Source organism: Winogradskyella sp. A2 (assembly GCF_046762865.1).
Lineage (GTDB): Bacteria > Bacteroidota > Bacteroidia > Flavobacteriales > Flavobacteriaceae > Winogradskyella.
Window position 1 is genome coordinate 200,564 of record NZ_JBKQXM010000005.1, and the last position, 16,611, is coordinate 217,174.

At 33.9% G+C, this 16,611-nt stretch carries 13 protein-coding genes; 5 read left to right on the top strand and 8 right to left on the bottom strand.

Features of this window, described 5'->3' with window-relative positions:
• Nucleotides 1–41: 41 nt before the first annotated feature.
• The 7 genes from ACFWV9_RS11590 to bshC form a co-directional block, all read right to left on the bottom strand.
• Entirely contained in the window at nucleotides 42–1,658 is a 1,617-nt protein-coding gene (locus ACFWV9_RS11590) for a CTP synthase (protein ID WP_411895383.1), read from the bottom strand.
• 93 nt (nucleotides 1,659–1,751) lie between these two features.
• Nucleotides 1,752–1,979, bottom strand: coding sequence for a DUF3820 family protein (locus ACFWV9_RS11595; protein ID WP_411895384.1), 228 nt, complete (start codon nucleotides 1,977–1,979; stop codon nucleotides 1,752–1,754).
• A 2-nt stretch (nucleotides 1,980–1,981) separates the two neighbouring features.
• On the bottom strand, nucleotides 1,982–2,527 hold the full coding sequence (locus ACFWV9_RS11600) for a DUF922 domain-containing protein (protein ID WP_411895385.1): 546 nt from the start codon (nucleotides 2,525–2,527) through the stop codon (nucleotides 1,982–1,984).
• Nucleotides 2,528–2,929, bottom strand: a complete 402-nt coding sequence (locus tag ACFWV9_RS11605) for an OsmC family protein (RefSeq protein WP_411895386.1) — start codon at nucleotides 2,927–2,929, stop codon at nucleotides 2,528–2,530. It lies immediately after the preceding gene.
• Nucleotides 2,929–4,833, bottom strand: coding sequence for a LysM peptidoglycan-binding domain-containing protein (locus ACFWV9_RS11610; protein ID WP_411895387.1), 1,905 nt, complete (start codon nucleotides 4,831–4,833; stop codon nucleotides 2,929–2,931). The genes ACFWV9_RS11605 and ACFWV9_RS11610 overlap by 1 nt, the downstream gene beginning before the upstream one ends.
• A gap of 54 nt (nucleotides 4,834–4,887) precedes the next feature.
• The gene (gene guaA / locus ACFWV9_RS11615; protein ID WP_411895388.1) at nucleotides 4,888–6,423 is read right to left on the bottom strand and encodes a glutamine-hydrolyzing GMP synthase; all 1,536 of its coding nucleotides are present in this window, start codon (nucleotides 6,421–6,423) and stop codon (nucleotides 4,888–4,890) included.
• A 55-nt stretch (nucleotides 6,424–6,478) separates the two neighbouring features.
• Nucleotides 6,479–8,074, bottom strand: a complete 1,596-nt coding sequence (gene bshC / locus ACFWV9_RS11620; RefSeq protein WP_411895389.1) for a bacillithiol biosynthesis cysteine-adding enzyme BshC — start codon at nucleotides 8,072–8,074, stop codon at nucleotides 6,479–6,481.
• Between the two features lie 137 nt (nucleotides 8,075–8,211).
• Here bshC and ACFWV9_RS11625 point away from each other — a divergent pair, with 137 nt between their 5' ends.
• The 5 genes from ACFWV9_RS11625 (at nucleotide 8,212) to ACFWV9_RS11645 (ending at nucleotide 15,244) form a co-directional block, all read left to right on the top strand.
• Nucleotides 8,212–10,692 carry a M14 metallopeptidase family protein gene (locus ACFWV9_RS11625; protein WP_411895390.1) on the top strand — a complete coding sequence of 827 codons (2,481 nt, stop codon included), beginning with the start codon at nucleotides 8,212–8,214 and terminating at the stop codon, nucleotides 10,690–10,692.
• Nucleotides 10,693–10,713: 21 nt separating this feature from the next.
• Entirely contained in the window at nucleotides 10,714–13,533 is a 2,820-nt protein-coding gene (locus ACFWV9_RS11630; RefSeq protein WP_411895391.1) for a M16 family metallopeptidase, read from the top strand.
• Between the two features lie 69 nt (nucleotides 13,534–13,602).
• Nucleotides 13,603–13,974, top strand: a complete 372-nt coding sequence (locus ACFWV9_RS11635; RefSeq protein ID WP_411895392.1) for a VOC family protein — start codon at nucleotides 13,603–13,605, stop codon at nucleotides 13,972–13,974.
• Between the two features lie 2 nt (nucleotides 13,975–13,976).
• Nucleotides 13,977–14,303: a hypothetical protein gene (locus tag ACFWV9_RS11640; RefSeq protein WP_411895393.1), complete on the top strand. Its 327-nt coding sequence runs from the start codon at nucleotides 13,977–13,979 to the stop codon at nucleotides 14,301–14,303.
• A gap of 254 nt (nucleotides 14,304–14,557) precedes the next feature.
• Nucleotides 14,558–15,244, top strand: a complete 687-nt coding sequence (locus ACFWV9_RS11645; RefSeq protein WP_411895394.1) for a hypothetical protein — start codon at nucleotides 14,558–14,560, stop codon at nucleotides 15,242–15,244.
• Here ACFWV9_RS11645 and rimO read toward each other — a convergent pair.
• Complete coding sequence (gene rimO / locus ACFWV9_RS11650; protein WP_411895456.1) at nucleotides 15,241–16,542, bottom strand: 30S ribosomal protein S12 methylthiotransferase RimO; 1,302 nt, start codon at nucleotides 16,540–16,542, stop codon at nucleotides 15,241–15,243. The genes ACFWV9_RS11645 and rimO overlap by 4 nt on opposite strands.
• Between the last annotated feature and the right edge of the window lie 69 nt (nucleotides 16,543–16,611).

Consider the following 16,611-nt stretch of genomic DNA (forward strand, 5'->3'; position numbering starts at 1 on the left):
AAAAGCTATCCAAATTCCACTTTACGTCAAAGTGGCAGATATTATTTCTTTTTTTTATACTGTAATGATGCATTAACAAAGGCTACAAATAAGGGATGCGGATTTGATACCGTACTTTTATATTCTGGGTGATATTGTACACCCACAAACCAATTATGGCTTGGTATCTCTACAATTTCAACGAGACCAGTATCTGGATTGTATCCTGTGGCCTTCATACCAGCTGCTTCAATCTGATCTTTATAATCATTATTGAATTCAAAGCGATGTCTATGTCTTTCCTTTATGCTATCTTGATTGTAAACACTATACGCGATACTATCTTTTACCAGGTCACAATCCCAAGCTCCCAAACGCATTGTACCACCTTTGTTTACCACATTTTTTTGTGATTCCATTAAACTAATTACAGGATGCTCAGCGTTTTCGTCCATTTCAATAGAATTGGCATTTTCTATACCGAGTACATTTCTGGCATATTCAATTACTGCCATTTGCATACCCAAACATATACCTAAAAAAGGAATATTGTTATCACGTACATAATGCACAGCTTCAATCTTACCTTCCAGACCACGCTCACCAAAACCAGGTGCCACTAACACACCATCTAAGTGTTTCAGTTTAAATTCAATATTTTCTGGCGTCAAATATTCTGAATGAATTGGCTCAACCTTTACTCTAACTTCATTCTCTGCTCCAGCATGAATAAAGGCTTCAAGAATAGATTTATAAGAATCTTGTAATTCTACGTACTTACCAATTAATCCAATAGTTACTTCGCTTTTTGGGTTTTTATGACGATTTAAGAATTCGTTCCATTGTATCAAATCTGGTACGTCACTCTTTAGATTTAGTTTATCTAAAACAACCTTGTCCAATCCTTCCTCTAGCATTAGGTTTGGTACATCGTAAATAGTTGAAGCATCTATAGACTGAATAACCGCTTCTTGTTTTACATTACAAAAGCGAGCTAATTTAGCCTTTATACTTTCACTTATCTCATGTTCTGTTCTACAAACCAATATATCTGCATGTACTCCACTTTCCATAAGTGTTTTTACACTGTGCTGTGTTGGTTTGGTTTTTAACTCTCCTGCAGCAGATAAATATGGAATTAGCGTTAGGTGGATTACTAATGCATTGTGATCACCTAGTTCCCATTGTAATTGACGGACTGCCTCCACATACGGTAATGATTCAATATCACCTACAGTACCACCTATTTCAGTTATCACAATATCATAATCTCCAGAATTTCCAAGTATCTGAATTCTGTGTTTAATTTCATCTGTGATATGAGGAATAACTTGTACAGTTTTACCAAGGAATTCGCCACGTCTTTCCTTATCAATTACACTTTGATAAATTCTACCCGTGGTTACATTATTGGCTTGTGAGGTTGGTACATTTAAAAAACGTTCGTAATGACCTAAATCTAAATCTGTCTCTGCACCATCATCTGTAACATAGCATTCTCCATGCTCATATGGGTTTAATGTTCCAGGATCAATATTAATATATGGATCTAATTTTTGAATGGTTGTTCTGTAACCTTGCGCTTGTAGAAGTTTAGCTAAAGAAGCTGCGATGATGCCTTTTCCTAGGGAAGAAGACACACCACCAGTTACAAAAATATACTTAGGGTTTGTGGTCATGTTACGCTTTTAAACGCTGGCAAATTTACAAAATAAAACGAGTATTCTAAGTATTGTTCATGGTTTGTTAATATGTTATTTAAAAGAAATGTTTTAGCGACTATAATCGCGTCTTATCTTTTGAATAATGTCTTCTAAACCATTGATTTTAATCTCATGCATTTGAGTCATCATCATACCCAACTTACCATCTGGGAATCCTTTTTGGCTAAACCACGTATAATAGTATTCGGGAATATCGATCAAATAATCACCTTTATATTTCCCAAAAGGCATCTTATAATTTGCAAGTTCTATGAGCGCCTCTTTTTTAGCTTCCAAAATTAACGTGACTTAAATTGCTCAATTTTTGCAAGCTCTGCACTGATGTATTCTCTCCACTCATTTTGAACCTCAACATTAATAGAATGCAAACTTTGTTCATCATAACGCTTCTGAGTGGTATTCAGCTCTTCATTTATGTTAGCATGTAGTTGTTTTAGCTGCTTCCTAATATTCTGATTGACTCTTAATTTAGTTAACCTCTGTCTAAAAAGTCTTGTATAAAGCTCTGTGATATCGAAATGAAGTTGCTCATGTCCTAGAATGTAGTCATCTGCTTTATCTTTATTGTACCAGGATTTATTAGGATAAAAATGAGCTTCAACTGAAGTACTATAATCCACAATTCTAGAACCTGATGTTGAAACCGAAAAGCCAAAAGTAATACCAGAAGCCGTTAGAGCAACAGCATCAGAATTTGGGTTAACCTCGCCTTTAAAGTCTGCCCATGTAAGTTTACGAGACTCATTCCACGTCATAGATTCTTCATCAGGGTTTTGCCCAATGAAAAGAAAGGTTAAACAGATTATGAGGTGTTTTATTTGCATTTATTGCCAATTAAAGCGAATGTCTTTTTCTATTTCGGGATGTAAACTATAATGTACAGGACAGGTTTTTGCGGTATGCTCTAAAATTTTCCTAGTTTTTACATTTGTCTCAAAAGGAAAATGAATTACTATTTCAATTTTAGATATTCGTCTAGGTTCACTTGCCATAGTCTTGGTGACCTCAGCTGTAGTTCCAGACATATCAACATCCATATCTCTAGCTTTTATACCCATTACCGTAAGCATACAACTAGCAAACCCTGTAGCAACAGTATCTGTAGGAGAAAACGCTTCTCCTTTACCATTATTGTCTAAAGGTGCATCGGTAATAAATGAATTATTGGATTTAATATGTGTACTCTCAGCTCTAAGATTGCCTATATATGTAACTTTAGAAGTCATTATTCAGCTCTCACAATTCTTAATTCATCATATTTTACAATGTAAATAGCCTCATTTACATATCCACCAAACATAGCTTTATTATATCTGAATTTGTTTTCGATGTATTCGGTTTCAACATCTTCTTTTGAAGCTTCATAAAGGTCCCTTTCTGTCGCTAAACGAAATAATAAATCTAAAGTAATATCAAATCCTCTTGAAGCATATTTGCTTGGTGAAATACCATAAGTTTTTCTATAGCCTTTTACAAAACTTGAATTACGATTTTCTTCAAAACTTTTATTTACTGATGGATAATGAAATTTTAAGTTTGAAAGGTTGAAATTATCAATATTCTTGCCTTCAAACGCTTTATTCTTATCGAGTGTAACAAGAACAATTTCTTCATTCTCGTTATTTAATCCATTTAGCATGCTAATTACGCTTGAAGCTAAAGGGTTACTTGTTGTTTCTAAAAATACAATTGACTTCCCAGTTGGGAACACATTCTCCAAATCAGTTGGGTAAATGTAATAACCGTCTTTACCTGTTTTGCTGTTTTTACGAGAAAAAATAAGCTTAGCATCAGGAAATTCACTTTTTAACATTTCTGATCTCGGACGATTTGCTAAGTCAGATATAACTACAACTTGTCGCTTTAAACTATCCGCCTTAATGAAGTCTATCATCGCTTTTTTCAATAACTTATCTTGTGGAATAGTCTGAAAAACATTTGAATACACCTCGTTTGGTTTATTTAAAGCTGCAATAACCGGAACACCGTCTCTTCTTAAAGTGGTCGCCACTCTATCAAAACACTGTGCCTTCATTGGGCCAATTACAGCATCATATTCTGAAAAATCATGCTCTTCTAATAACTCACGTGTTTTTGAAATTTGATATTGTGTATCAAGCACTTTTAAGTCCGTAGAAATACCTAATTGTTTTGCCGAATCTAATGCCATAAGTACACCAGCATGAAAATCTAAAACCACTGACATTAATCTACTGTTTTTTATCATGTCTTTTGTCTCAGCAACAGAATCAACATCAATTCTGTTTAAGCGATAAGGTAACATTATGGCGATTTTCTTAGTCTCGAAATTTGTCAATTTAGAGTGTAATGCCGTAGTTTCTATTGATCCTAATTCACTTTCAACATCTAATTTTTCTGGCAACTTAAGTACCATACCTGCTTTTAAACCCGTTTCCTTTAATTCCGGATTTAGCTCTTCTAGTTCATCTTGTGATAAACCGGTTTTAATTTTAAGTCTATAGAAACCTTCCGTTGGTAAGACTTCATAATAATTATAAGATTCTTCAATTACCTTTTCTTCATTATCGGCAATATTTGGCACATTCAATTCATCACCTGGTTGAATTACCTCCTTCATATTAGGATTTAAGTCTTGCAACTCATCTACCGTAATACCAAATTTATAAGCTATACGCCATTTGCCTTCTTTTGGCAATACGGTATATTTCTTTATCGTATTATTAAAGGACTTTTTATAGATGACCGTTTTGAATTTTGGAATTCTAAGCTTAACTCCTTTCTTAAGATTTTCAGAATATAAAAAGCGATTGGCCTTTTTAATATCTTCAATGGAAACGTCATATTTTTTTGAAATGCTAAATAGCGTTTCCTTACGTTTTACTTTATGGCTTCTATAACCAATTAATTCATTGGTTTCCTCTTCTTGTGGTTCGTTTTTAACCTTTGAATTTGGTATAATTAAAACCGTATTTCGTTTTAATCGCTTTTTACTATCAGGATTTAAAGCATAAATATCAAAAGGAGTCACCATATACTGCTTCGCAATACTTTCAATAGTTTCACCTTGTTCTACCTTATGGGTCTTATAATTCTGCGCAAACAGATTAAAGGCACAAACAAAAAATAAGAGGGATAAAAATTTCTTCATAATATTCATGTAACTATATGATATTAGAAACATATTTTGACCAGTGGTCACAATCTATTCCCATTCTATCGTCGCAGGTGGTTTAGAACTAATATCATATACAACTCTATTAACACCTTTTACTTTATTTATTATCTCATTAGAAGTTTTTTGCAAAAACTCATAAGGTAAATTAACCCAATCTGCTGTCATACCATCGGTACTTTCTACAGCTCTAAGCGCTACACATTTTTCGTACGTGCGCTCATCTCCCATTACTCCCACACTATTAACTGGTAATAACATTGCACCTGCCTGCCAAACTTTATCGTATAAATTCCAAGAACGCAGGTTATTTATGAAAATTGCATCTACTTCTTGTAATATACGTACTTTCTCACGCGTTAGATCTCCTAGGATACGGATTGCCAATCCTGGACCAGGAAATGGATGTCTACCTAATAAATGGGAATCCATACTCATAGAGGCTCCAACACGTCTTACTTCATCCTTAAATAAGGCCTTCAATGGTTCAACTACTTCAAGTTTCATAAAATCAGGTAAACCACCAACATTATGATGACTTTTTATAGTTGCACTTGGACCACCAGTTGCTGAAACACTTTCAATTACATCTGGGTAAATGGTGCCTTGCGCCAACCACTTTACATCTTTTATGCGATGTGCTTCATCATCAAAAACTTCAATGAACACACGACCAATTATTTTACGCTTTTCTTCTGGTTCGCTCTTTCCAGCTAAAGCATCCAAAAAGCGTGCCGAAGCATCAACACCTCTTACATTTAAACCCATATCAGCATACTGATGCAAAACATCTTCAAACTCATTTTTACGCAACAAACCGTTATTTACAAATATGCAATAGAGGTTTTTACCAATGGCCTTATGCAATAACATTGCAGCAACCGAAGAATCTACACCACCCGATAAACCTAACACTACTTTGTCATTACCAATTTTTTCTTTTAACTCCTCAACAGTTTCTTCAACAAAGGCATTTGGTGTCCAATCTTGATTTACCTTGGCAATTTTGATTAGAAAATTATGTAGGAGTTGATGACCATCTGTAGTATGATAGACTTCTGGATGAAATTGTATAGCATAAGTATCCTCACCTTCAATTTTGTAAGCTGCATTCTTTACATCATGAGTACTTGCTAACAACACACCATTTGTTGGTAGTTTTTTTATAGTATCACTATGACTCATCCAAACTTGACTGTCTTCATGTATATTCTCAAAGAAATCCTCGCCTTCTTTAATGTAGGCCAGTTTTGCCCTTCCATATTCTCTGGTATTGGATTCTGCTACTTCACCACCTGAGAAATGCGCCAAATATTGGGCACCATAACAAACCGCTAATATTGGTTTTTTACCTCTAATTTGAGATAAATCCGGATGTAGTGCATTTTCAGATCTAACCGAAACAGGACTACCAGAAAAAACTACCGCATTGAAGCTTTCAATTTCTTTTGGGATTTTATTAAATGGGTGGATTTCGCAATAGATGTTTAACTCTCTTACTCGACGCGCAATTAGTTGCGTGTATTGCGAACCGAAATCTAAAATAAGGACTTTATTATGTTGCATGTGCAAAAGTAATAATTGCAACTAAAAATTAAAGGGATGGAAAATAAAAATTACCTCAAATTGTTAACACTGTAAATTCTCCTTTTAAAGGCTCTAAAACTTTCATCAATTGAGGTATAAGCTCATCACCAAATTCAAGGTATAGTTCTGAGAAATTTAAATTGCGCTCTTGTAAACTTTGATTTGGGAAAAGCTGTTCTTGTAAATCCGTGCAACGTTCTATCTGATCCGCCAATTTTCTTTTCTGAGCCTTTAATAAACGTTTTTCAAGGTGCTTTAACCCCTTTATTTGCTTGACTTCTTGAGCTTTAACTGCTCCTAAAAAAGACTTATCTGTTTGTTTCGCGAGTTGATGAAGTTCTTTAAATTGGTCTTCTAAATGCTTCAACTGTTTAGTAAAATCAACATCTATATTTGAAATCTGACGGACTCTTTTGTTAATAAATGTATTTCGATTTAAAAACAAATCTTTATCTGTAATTTCTAATTTTTCTAATTTTTCTTTTTGTTTTTTGGTTTTAACCAGAACTGAATTTCTTAATAAAAGTATAGGAAATGTAATACTGTTAGCATTAAAATTTGATTCTAACTGCAACCAGTAAATCATTTCGCCTCCACCACCTATATAACATAGATTTGGTAAAATAACTTCCTGATATAATGGTCTCATAATTACATTTGGTGAAAAACGTTCCGGATGTTCGTTTAAATGTTGTAGTAATTCCTCTTTACTCCAAGTTATATCGGTTTCTAAAACTGTATACCTGCCATCTAATTCTACAATGCGCTCACGTAACCCATTATTGATATAGAAAAGATTAATCTCTCTTGGATTTACCTGAATTTTTAGATCTAGTTCCTCAAGCTTATTATTTGTTCCAGATACATTTTTAAATGAAGTCTGCTCTAATAGTTCAGCTTTCATTTGGGGTATAAATAGCCGTTTTAATTGGTTATGATCTGCATCAATAATAACGAGTCCATGATCTCCAAAAAGTTCATTTGCCAAAAACCTAGTCGCATCAGCTAAATTATTATGATTTAGGTAAGTATTCTTAAACCAATCTTTTAACTGATCAGCATTTTTACCTGGCCCAAATTCTGCAGAGATAACACTTAAAACCTCATCCAAACCCTTGGTGTCAAAATGACCAACTGCTCCTTTTTGATCACTATTCCATTGTACCTTTTTACCTCTAAAATTGAAATAGTTAATTTCTTCGAAATCATGATCTTCAGAAGCCATCCAATAGATTGGCACAAAATTAAAATCAGGATATGCTGCTTTCAGTTGTTTTGTGAGATTTATGGTAGAAATTATTTTATAAAGGAAATACAAAGGTCCTGTGAACAAATTAAGCTGATGTCCAGTGGTTATAGTAAATGTATTATCTTTTTCAAGGGATTCTATATGACTAGCCGTTGCCTTAGACATATTTATTTCAGCATATTGCTGTTTTAAAACATTGGAAAGAACCTTTCTATTATTACTGTCATAATTCCCAGCTTTTTCCTCAATTTGTGCTTTAAAGTTATTTAATGTTGGAAAACGGTTATAGAACTGTGCCAATTCTGATTTTTGATCCAGATAATCACAAATAAACTTAGAGAAATAATTGGTCTCTCTAAAGGGAATATAGTCAGTTGGCATATAAAAATTAATTATGGCATAAATATAAGGCACTTCATTTTTCTAACTGCTAATTTTTAGTTAATTCAAAATAACAAATTATAGAATCTAACTTACAGTCTTTATATTTACTGGCTTTCAGACAAAACCAACTAAACATGCGCCATTTATTCTTCATTTTTCTTATTGTATTGAGTTCATTAAATGCTTTGAGTTCTCAAAATATTAAATCTCCTAGTGATTTTTTAGGTTATAATATCGGCGAACAATTTAGTCGTCATCATCAGGTGATAGACTACTTTGAACATATTGCAAAAGAAATGCCTAATCAAGTAAAATTGGAGCAATATGGACAAACCAATGAAAGACGACCATTATACCTGGCATATGTTTCTAGTGAAGAAAACATAAGAAATCTTGAAACCATTAGACAAAACAACTTAAAGCAGACTGGTATTTTACAAGGCACAGCAAGTACTTCAAAAATTGCAATTGTTTGGTTAAGCTATAACGTACACGGTAATGAAGCATCAAGTTCGGAAGCTTCTATGCTTACTATTTTTAAACTACTTACGGAACATCAAAATCTACTTAAAAACACAGTTGTAATTATAGACCCTTGTATAAACCCAGATGGGAGAGACCGTTATGTAAATTGGTACAACGAAACAGCCAGTAAACCTTATGATATTGATAGACAATCTAGCGAACATAATGAACCTTGGCCAGGTGGACGAGCTAACCACTATCTTTTTGATTTAAATAGAGATTGGGTTTGGGCTACGCAGATTGAAACACAAAACCGATTAAAAGTTTATAACAAATGGATGCCGCATATTCATGTTGATTTTCATGAACAAGGCATGAATGAACCTTACTATTTTGCTCCTGCTGCACAACCATTTCATGAGGTAATTACAGATTGGCAAAGTGATTTTCAGACACAAATCGGTAAGAATCATGCTAAATACTTTGATGCTGAGGGTTGGTTATTTTTTACAAGAGAAAGTTTTGATCTCTTCTATCCAAGTTATGGTGACACCTATCCTACATATATGGGAGCAATTGGTATGACGTATGAACAAGGTGGACATGGCAGGGCAGGTCTTGGAGTTTTGAATGACGAAGGGCATGTATTAACATTAGTGGAGCGTCTTACTCATCACACCACAACAGGAATATCTACGGTAGAAATTGCATCTAAAAATGCAGAGCAACTTAATACTGAGTTTAGCAAGTTTTTTGATAACAATAGCCTAAAATATAAGAGCTATGTTCTTAAAGGTGAAAAGGATAAAATTAACAACCTTAAAAATCTTTTAGATAAGCATGAGATTAAATATGAAAGTCCAACGAGCAGTAAAGTTACAGGTTACCACTACAATAAAGGAAGACAAGGTAGTTTGAGCTTAACCTCAGATGAATTGGTTGTTCACACAGATCAACCAAAGGGTAAAATGGTTAAAGTATTATTTGAACCTAATGCAAAGCTTTCAGATTCACTTACTTATGATATTACTGCATGGTCATTACCTTATGCATATGGATTAGATGCCATCGCCAGTACTTCTAAACTAACAAGCGAAAATGTATCAGAAAGCCAAGTTAATACAACACTTAAGGATGCCTATGGATATGTAAGCAAATGGAATTCATTTAATGATGCACAATTTTTAGCATCCTTATTAAAGAACGATTTTAAGGTGAGATTCACAGAAAAGCCTTTTATGTCAAATGGAAATAAATTTGAGCGTGGTTCTTTAATCATTACAAAAGGAGACAACAAGCATTTAGATAATTTTCAAGAATCACTAGGTAATATTGTAAATAATCACAATCAGCAATTAACCATAATCAAAACAGGTTTTTCTCAAACAACACCAGATATTGGTTCACCCGATATAAAACTAATTAACAACCAAAAGGTTGCTGTACTATCAGGTGAAGGAACATCTTCATTAAGCTTTGGTGAAATTTGGAACTTTTTTGAAAATCAATTGAATTACCCATTAACCAATATCAATACAGATAATTTAAACAGAACAGATTTAGACAATTACAATATACTTATTCTACCAAATGGATATTATAGCAGTGTCCTGAATGAAACTAACTTGAAAAAGGTAAAAGATTGGGTTCGTGCTGGAGGAAAGGTATTAGCTATTGATGGTGCACTTAGAAGTTTTGTTGGAAAAGAAGGATTCAACTTAAAATATAAAGCTTCAGAAACGAGCAATGAATCAAACAACCTTGTTCCTTATGCCGATCGTGATCGCTTATATACTAATAATATGATCACAGGTGCTATTTTTAATACCAAAGTAGACAATACTCATCCCATGGCTTATGGATACGATAAAGATTATTTTACTCTAAAATTGGGAAGCACTACTTACGAGCTTTTAGACAGTGGCTTTAATGTAGCACATGTAGGAGATACTAAAGTGTATTCAGGTTTTGCGGGAAAAAGTGCGGTAGAGAAATTAAATAATACTTTGGTATTTGGAGAAGAACGAATGGGACAAGGCAGTTTTATATATTTGGCTGACAATGTACTATTCAGAAACTTTTGGGAAAATGGAAAGTTATTCTTGGTTAACTCCATCTTTTTTGTAAATAATAACGCATTCAAATTATAAATTTCAATCAATTCATACCTTATGAAAATCTTTAAAAGTTTAGCATTAGTCCTCAGTGTTTTTGTTGTTTTTACAGCATGTGATAATAATGAAACAGAGACTCAAGAATTCTCAGTAGATTTTGAAAAATTCACCTTAGATAACGGATTACAGGTAATTTTGCACATCGACAAGTCAGATCCTGTGGTTGCAGTTGCTCTAACTGCTCATGTTGGATCAGCGCGCGAAAAAGAAGGTAGAACTGGTTTTGCGCATCTTTTTGAGCATCTGTTATTTCTAGAATCTGAAAATCTTGGAAAAGGCGGTTTGGATAAAATGAGCGCACGTATCGGAGGTTCTGGTGCCAACGGTTCTACTAGTAGAGACCGAACAAATTATTTTCAAACAGTCCCAAAAGATGCATTAGAAAAAATGATCTGGGCTGAAGCTGATAAATTGGGATACTTCATTAACACCGTAACCGAGCCTGTTTTAGCTAAGGAAAAACAAGTGGTAAAAAATGAAAAACGTCAACGCGTTGACAATCAGCCATATGGACACAATTCGTATGTAATCAATAGTAATCTTTATCCTGAAGGCCATCCATATAGCTGGGAAGTAATAGGTTCTTTAGAAGATTTACAAAATGCTACTTTAGATGACGTTAAAGAATTTTATAGACGTTGGTATGTACCAAATAATGTCACTTTAACTATAGCTGGAGATATAGACATTGACCAGACTAAAGCTTGGGTCAAAAAATATTTTGATGAAATCCCTGAAGGAGAAGAAATTCCAGAGACTAAAAAACAACCAGTAATATTAAAATCATCTAAGCGATTCTTTTACGAGGATAACTTTGCACGGTTACCTAGACTTACAATGGCTTGGCCAGGAGTATCTCAATACCAGAAAGACTCCTATGCACTTAGCGTTTTAACAGACTATTTATCACAAGGTAAAAAAGCACCATTGAATCAAATCCTAGTTGATCAAGAAAAGTTAACTGATCGCGTTAGTTTTAGACAAAGTAATTCTGAAATTGCTGGTCAAATTATGTTATCTGTAACAGCATTTAACCAAAAAGATTTGAATGCGGTGTCAAAAGCGATTTCAGATGGATTTAAAGATTTTGAATTAAACGGAATTTCAGAAAAAGATCTTAGTAGAATTAAAGCAGGACAAGAAACTTCATTTTATAATAGTTTATCTAGTGTATTAGGCAAAGGTTTTCAATTGGCTCAATATGAAATTTTCGCTGGCGACCCAGGTTATATAAATGAAGATGTGAAAAACATTCTGGCTGTTACGCCAGAAGATGTAATGAATGTGTATAATAAGTACATTAAAGACAAGTACTATGTAGCGACAAGTTTTGTCCCGAAAGGTCAAATAGATTTAGTATTAGACAATTCTCAACTTGCCAGTGTTGTTGAAGAGAAAATTGTAGAAGGTGCTGAAGAATCTTTTGACCCAAGTATAAATGCTACTTATGAGAAAACACCAAGTAGTTTTGACCGTAGTAGTGAACCATCATATGGCCAAAGTCCTGAGCTGAATATACCTAAAGTTTGGAAACAAAATCTAGACTCTGGCATAAAAGTTTTAGGAATTGAAAATACCGAAGTACCTCTAGTACAATTTGAATTACAAATTGAAGGCGGATTGTTATTAGAGAATAAACATAAGGTTGGTGTATCTAATCTTCTCGCGAGTTTAATGACCAAGGGTACAAAAAATAAAACACCAGAAGAGCTAGAAAACGCAATACAGAGTTTGGGTGCCCGTATTAATGCATATGCTACAGATACAAATATCACTGTAGCTGGGACAACCCTCTCAAAGCATTTTGATGCCACAATGGCTCTAGTGAATGAAATCTTACTAGAACCTCGTTGGGACGAAAATGAATTTGAGCTTCTAAAATCAAGTACAATAAACAATATCAGAAGAAGAAAAGGTAATCCAAATAGTATTGCAACAACTGAATTTGCCAAAATTATTTATGGCGAGAATAATATCTTGGCATATAATAATAGCGGTACCGAAGATTCTGTTGAGTCTATAGCACTTGCAGACCTACAAGAGTATTATAAAAAATATCTGACACCTCAATTAGCAAAAATGCATGTTGTAGGTTCAATCTCTCAAAACAAGGTAATGGATGCCTTAACAACAATGGATGAAAATTGGGAATCGAAAACTGTTGAGATTCCTGAATTACCTTTAGTAATAGAACCAGAAGCTTCAAAAGTGTATTTCTATGATGTGCCAGATGCAAAGCAATCTGTAATTAGATTTGGCTATCCTGCACTTAAAGCTACGGATAATGAATACTATCTCGCTTCAGTAATGAACTATCGCTTAGGTGGTGGTGGATTTGCATCACAACTCACACAACAATTAAGAGAAGGCAAAGGCTATACATACGGAATAAGATCTGGGTTTTCAGGCTCTAATTATAACGGAGAATTCGTTATAAGCAGTGGCGTTAGAACAAATGTAACTTTTGAATCTACAGCCCTAGTTAAAGATATATTGGAGAATTACGGTAAAAATTATAGTGAGGAAGATTTAGAGGTTACCAAGGGTTATACTATAAAAAGTACAGCGAGAGCATTTGAAACACTGGGTGCTAAATTAGATATGCTGTCTAATATTAGTAATTACGGTTTGGAGGATGATTATGCTAAGCAACGTGAATCTATTGTGAAGAATTTAAGTGTTGATGAGGTTAAACAATTAATTAGCAATTATATAAAACCAAACAAAATGATTTATCTAATTGTTGGCGATGCAGAAACTCAATTAGATAAACTAGAATCTCTTGGATTTGATAAGCCTGTACTTATAAATGATTAGACAACGACCTAATTCTTAGTCTATTGATTTGATTTTATTACCTTTAGGTGTTAATCAAAATCAATTCATATGAAACTTGGTGCATTTTCAGTAAGCCTTTCAGTTAAAGACATTAAGGCGTCAAAATTATTTTATGAAAATTTAGGGTTTTCCGTATTTGCAGGTGATATTGAAAGTAATTATCTCATAATGAAAAACCAATCAACCTTGATTGGACTATTTCAAGGTATGTTTGAGAATAACATTTTAACCTTTAATCCTGGTTGGGACCAAGAGGCTAAAACCCTAGAAGATTATGATGATGTTAGGGAGATTCAAAAACATCTAAAGGCAAAAAATGCCACATTTGCTAGCGAAATAGATGCACCAGAATCAGGACCTGCAAGTTTTGTAGTATTAGATCCAGATGGCAATGCAATTTTAATAGACCAGCATATTTAGCCATGGACTGGGAAGATGCTCTAAAAGTTTATGATGAAATTGTTGATGCTTGTAACGGGTTTGAACGAAAGGGTAAAAAAATGATATATACCTCATCGAATGGGTATATGTTTACATTGTTAAATAAGGATGCTGAAATAGGTATTCGATTACCTAAAGATAAAGCGGTTAAGTTTATGGAAGATTACAATACTAGTCATTATTACTCTTACGGCGCAAAAATGAAAGACTACGTCTTGGTACCAGAATCGCTTTGGGGTGAGTTAGGGTCAATGGTAGCTTATTTCGAACAAAGCTTTGTTTTTGTTAACAGCCTACCATCAAAGTAGTAGGTAGATTAAAGTATGATATTCCAAATAAACACACTAAATACAGTGTAAATTGAAAGCATAATAATCTTAATTCTGTTTCTTTGAGCTGAATTTTTCATAATTAGTGTGTTTCAGGATATATTATTAAGACACTTCATTTATAGAAAAGTCACATTTTAAATGTTTTGCCTTATAATATTATACAATACGAAGCTTTAAATTCTTACCTAATGGCTTTATCTTCGTATTATATAATTATGGAGTATTATTAAATGCCACAGACTACCGTTATTTCCTTGTTTAAATACAAAGGACTTCGTAATAAATGGAAGGCCTTAGGACGAATGGGACGACCACCACTTTTAGATTCAACCATTAATGGTCTCACATTTTGGAAATCATTTGGAAGCGGCAGTGGAAATGGCTTTTCACTTTGGCCAGACTTTTCAACTTTTGGCTTACTAACAGTATTCAATTCTGAAATTGATGCTGAATCTTTTTTAAGTTCTGACGTTGTTAATTCCTATATTAAAGAATCTACTCAATACAACCATGTACTAATGCATTCTATAAAAGCACATGGCAAGTGGGATAAACAAGAACCGTTTGATGCCTCAATACCATATGACAATACTAAACCATTGGCTGTAATTACAAGGGCAACCATTAAACCTAAACTTGTATTTAAATTTTGGAAATATGTACCATCTGTATCAAAATCTATGGATGGGCATGAGGGATTGGTATACTCTAAAGGTATAGGCGAATGGCCAATTTTTATGCAAGCTACCTTCTCGTTATGGACCAATGGAGAACATATGATGAACTATGCCTACAAGAATAAAAAACATGCTGATATGGTTAAAAAAACCAGGGAATTGGGCTGGTATTCTGAAGAGCTATTCTCTAGGTTCCATCCTTTTGATATAAAAGGCGATTTGATAGATTTTAAGATTTAGACGACCTCTCCATATAAATCAAAATCCTCAGCTTCAACCACTTTAATCGTAGTAAATTCTCCTGTTTTTAAATATGTTTTAGTGGCATCAATTAAAACTTCATTATCTACATCTGGCGAATCAAATTCTGTACGACCAACGAAATAGTTTCCTTCCTTACGGTCTAAAACCACTTTAAACTCCTTACCTATTTTTTCTTGATTCAATTCCCATGAAATCTGAGACTGCAATTCCATAATTTCATTAGCGCGTTGCATTTTTACTTCTTCAGGAACATTATCTTCTAAATTGTAAGCATGTGTATTCTCTTCATGTGAATAGGTAAAACACCCTAATCGTTCAAAACGCATCTCCTTAACCCATTCTTTTAAGGTTTGAAAATCTTCTTCGGTCTCTCCTGGATAGCCTACTATCAAAGTTGTACGAATTGTCATTTCAGGGACTTTTGCTCTAAATTCCTTCAGAAGCTTAGTAGTCTTTTCCTTAGTTGTACCACGACGCATACTCTTTAATATTGCATCTGATATATGCTGTAACGGAATATCTAAATAATTGCAGATCTTGGGTTCGCGTTTCATTACGTCTAACACATCCATCGGAAAACCAGTTGGGAATGCATAATGTAACCTAATCCAATCTATACCTTCTACTTTTACCAAATTTTCCAACAACTCTGATAGATTTCGCTTTTTGTAGAGATCTAAACCGTAATAGGTTAAATCTTGTGCTATCAAAATTAGTTCTTTTACACCATTAGCCGCTAGCTTTTCAGCTTCTACAACTAATTGTTCAATTGGTGTACTTTTATGTTTACCTCGCATTAATGGTATTGCACAAAAGCTACAAGGTCTGTCGCAACCTTCCGCAATTTTTAAATACGCATAATTTTTTGGAGTCGTTGTTAAACGTTCGCCAATAAGCTCATGTTTATAATCAGCACCTAGTGCTTTTAATAATCCTGGTAGCTCCGTAGTACCAAAATACTGATCTACATTTGGGATTTCTTTTTGTAAATCGGGTTTGTAACGCTCGCTCAAGCAACCTGTAACAAATACCTTATCTACTTCTCCTGCCTCTTTTTTCTGTATAAATTCCAATATGGTATTTACACTTTCCTCTTTAGCATTGTTGATAAAGCCACATGTATTTATAACAACAACATTTCCTTCTTGTTCGTGCACCACGTCCTTACCACTAGCCTTTAGCTGACCCATAAGCACCTCACTGTCGTAAACATTTTTACTACAACCAAGTGTTACAACATTAATTCGATTCTTTTTTATTGTTTTCGTACGCATACCTTTATCTAAATCAGTGCGCAAAGATAAGTAATGATTTACGATATTTGATTGTAGATTTGTTATAGA

What these genes read in the sequence shown, in the direction of transcription:
- ACFWV9_RS11590 (WP_411895383.1), bottom strand. Translation starts at nt 1,658, where the DNA reads ATGACCACAAACCCTAAGTATATTTTTGTAACTGGTGGTGTGTCTTCT.
- ACFWV9_RS11600 (WP_411895385.1), bottom strand. Translation starts at nt 2,527, where the DNA reads ATGCAAATAAAACACCTCATAATCTGTTTAACCTTTCTTTTCATTGGG.
- ACFWV9_RS11605 (WP_411895386.1), bottom strand. Translation starts at nt 2,929, where the DNA reads ATGACTTCTAAAGTTACATATATAGGCAATCTTAGAGCTGAGAGTACA.
- ACFWV9_RS11610 (WP_411895387.1), bottom strand. Translation starts at nt 4,833, where the DNA reads ATGAAGAAATTTTTATCCCTCTTATTTTTTGTTTGTGCCTTTAATCTG.
- guaA (WP_411895388.1), bottom strand. Translation starts at nt 6,423, where the DNA reads ATGCAACATAATAAAGTCCTTATTTTAGATTTCGGTTCGCAATACACG.
- bshC (WP_411895389.1), bottom strand. Translation starts at nt 8,074, where the DNA reads ATGCCAACTGACTATATTCCCTTTAGAGAGACCAATTATTTCTCTAAG.
- ACFWV9_RS11625 (WP_411895390.1), top strand. Translation starts at nt 8,212, where the DNA reads ATGCGCCATTTATTCTTCATTTTTCTTATTGTATTGAGTTCATTAAAT.
- ACFWV9_RS11630 (WP_411895391.1), top strand. Translation starts at nt 10,714, where the DNA reads ATGAAAATCTTTAAAAGTTTAGCATTAGTCCTCAGTGTTTTTGTTGTT.
- ACFWV9_RS11635 (WP_411895392.1), top strand. Translation starts at nt 13,603, where the DNA reads ATGAAACTTGGTGCATTTTCAGTAAGCCTTTCAGTTAAAGACATTAAG.
- ACFWV9_RS11640 (WP_411895393.1), top strand. Translation starts at nt 13,977, where the DNA reads ATGGACTGGGAAGATGCTCTAAAAGTTTATGATGAAATTGTTGATGCT.
- ACFWV9_RS11645 (WP_411895394.1), top strand. Translation starts at nt 14,558, where the DNA reads ATGCCACAGACTACCGTTATTTCCTTGTTTAAATACAAAGGACTTCGT.
- rimO (WP_411895456.1), bottom strand. Translation starts at nt 16,542, where the DNA reads ATGCGTACGAAAACAATAAAAAAGAATCGAATTAATGTTGTAACACTT.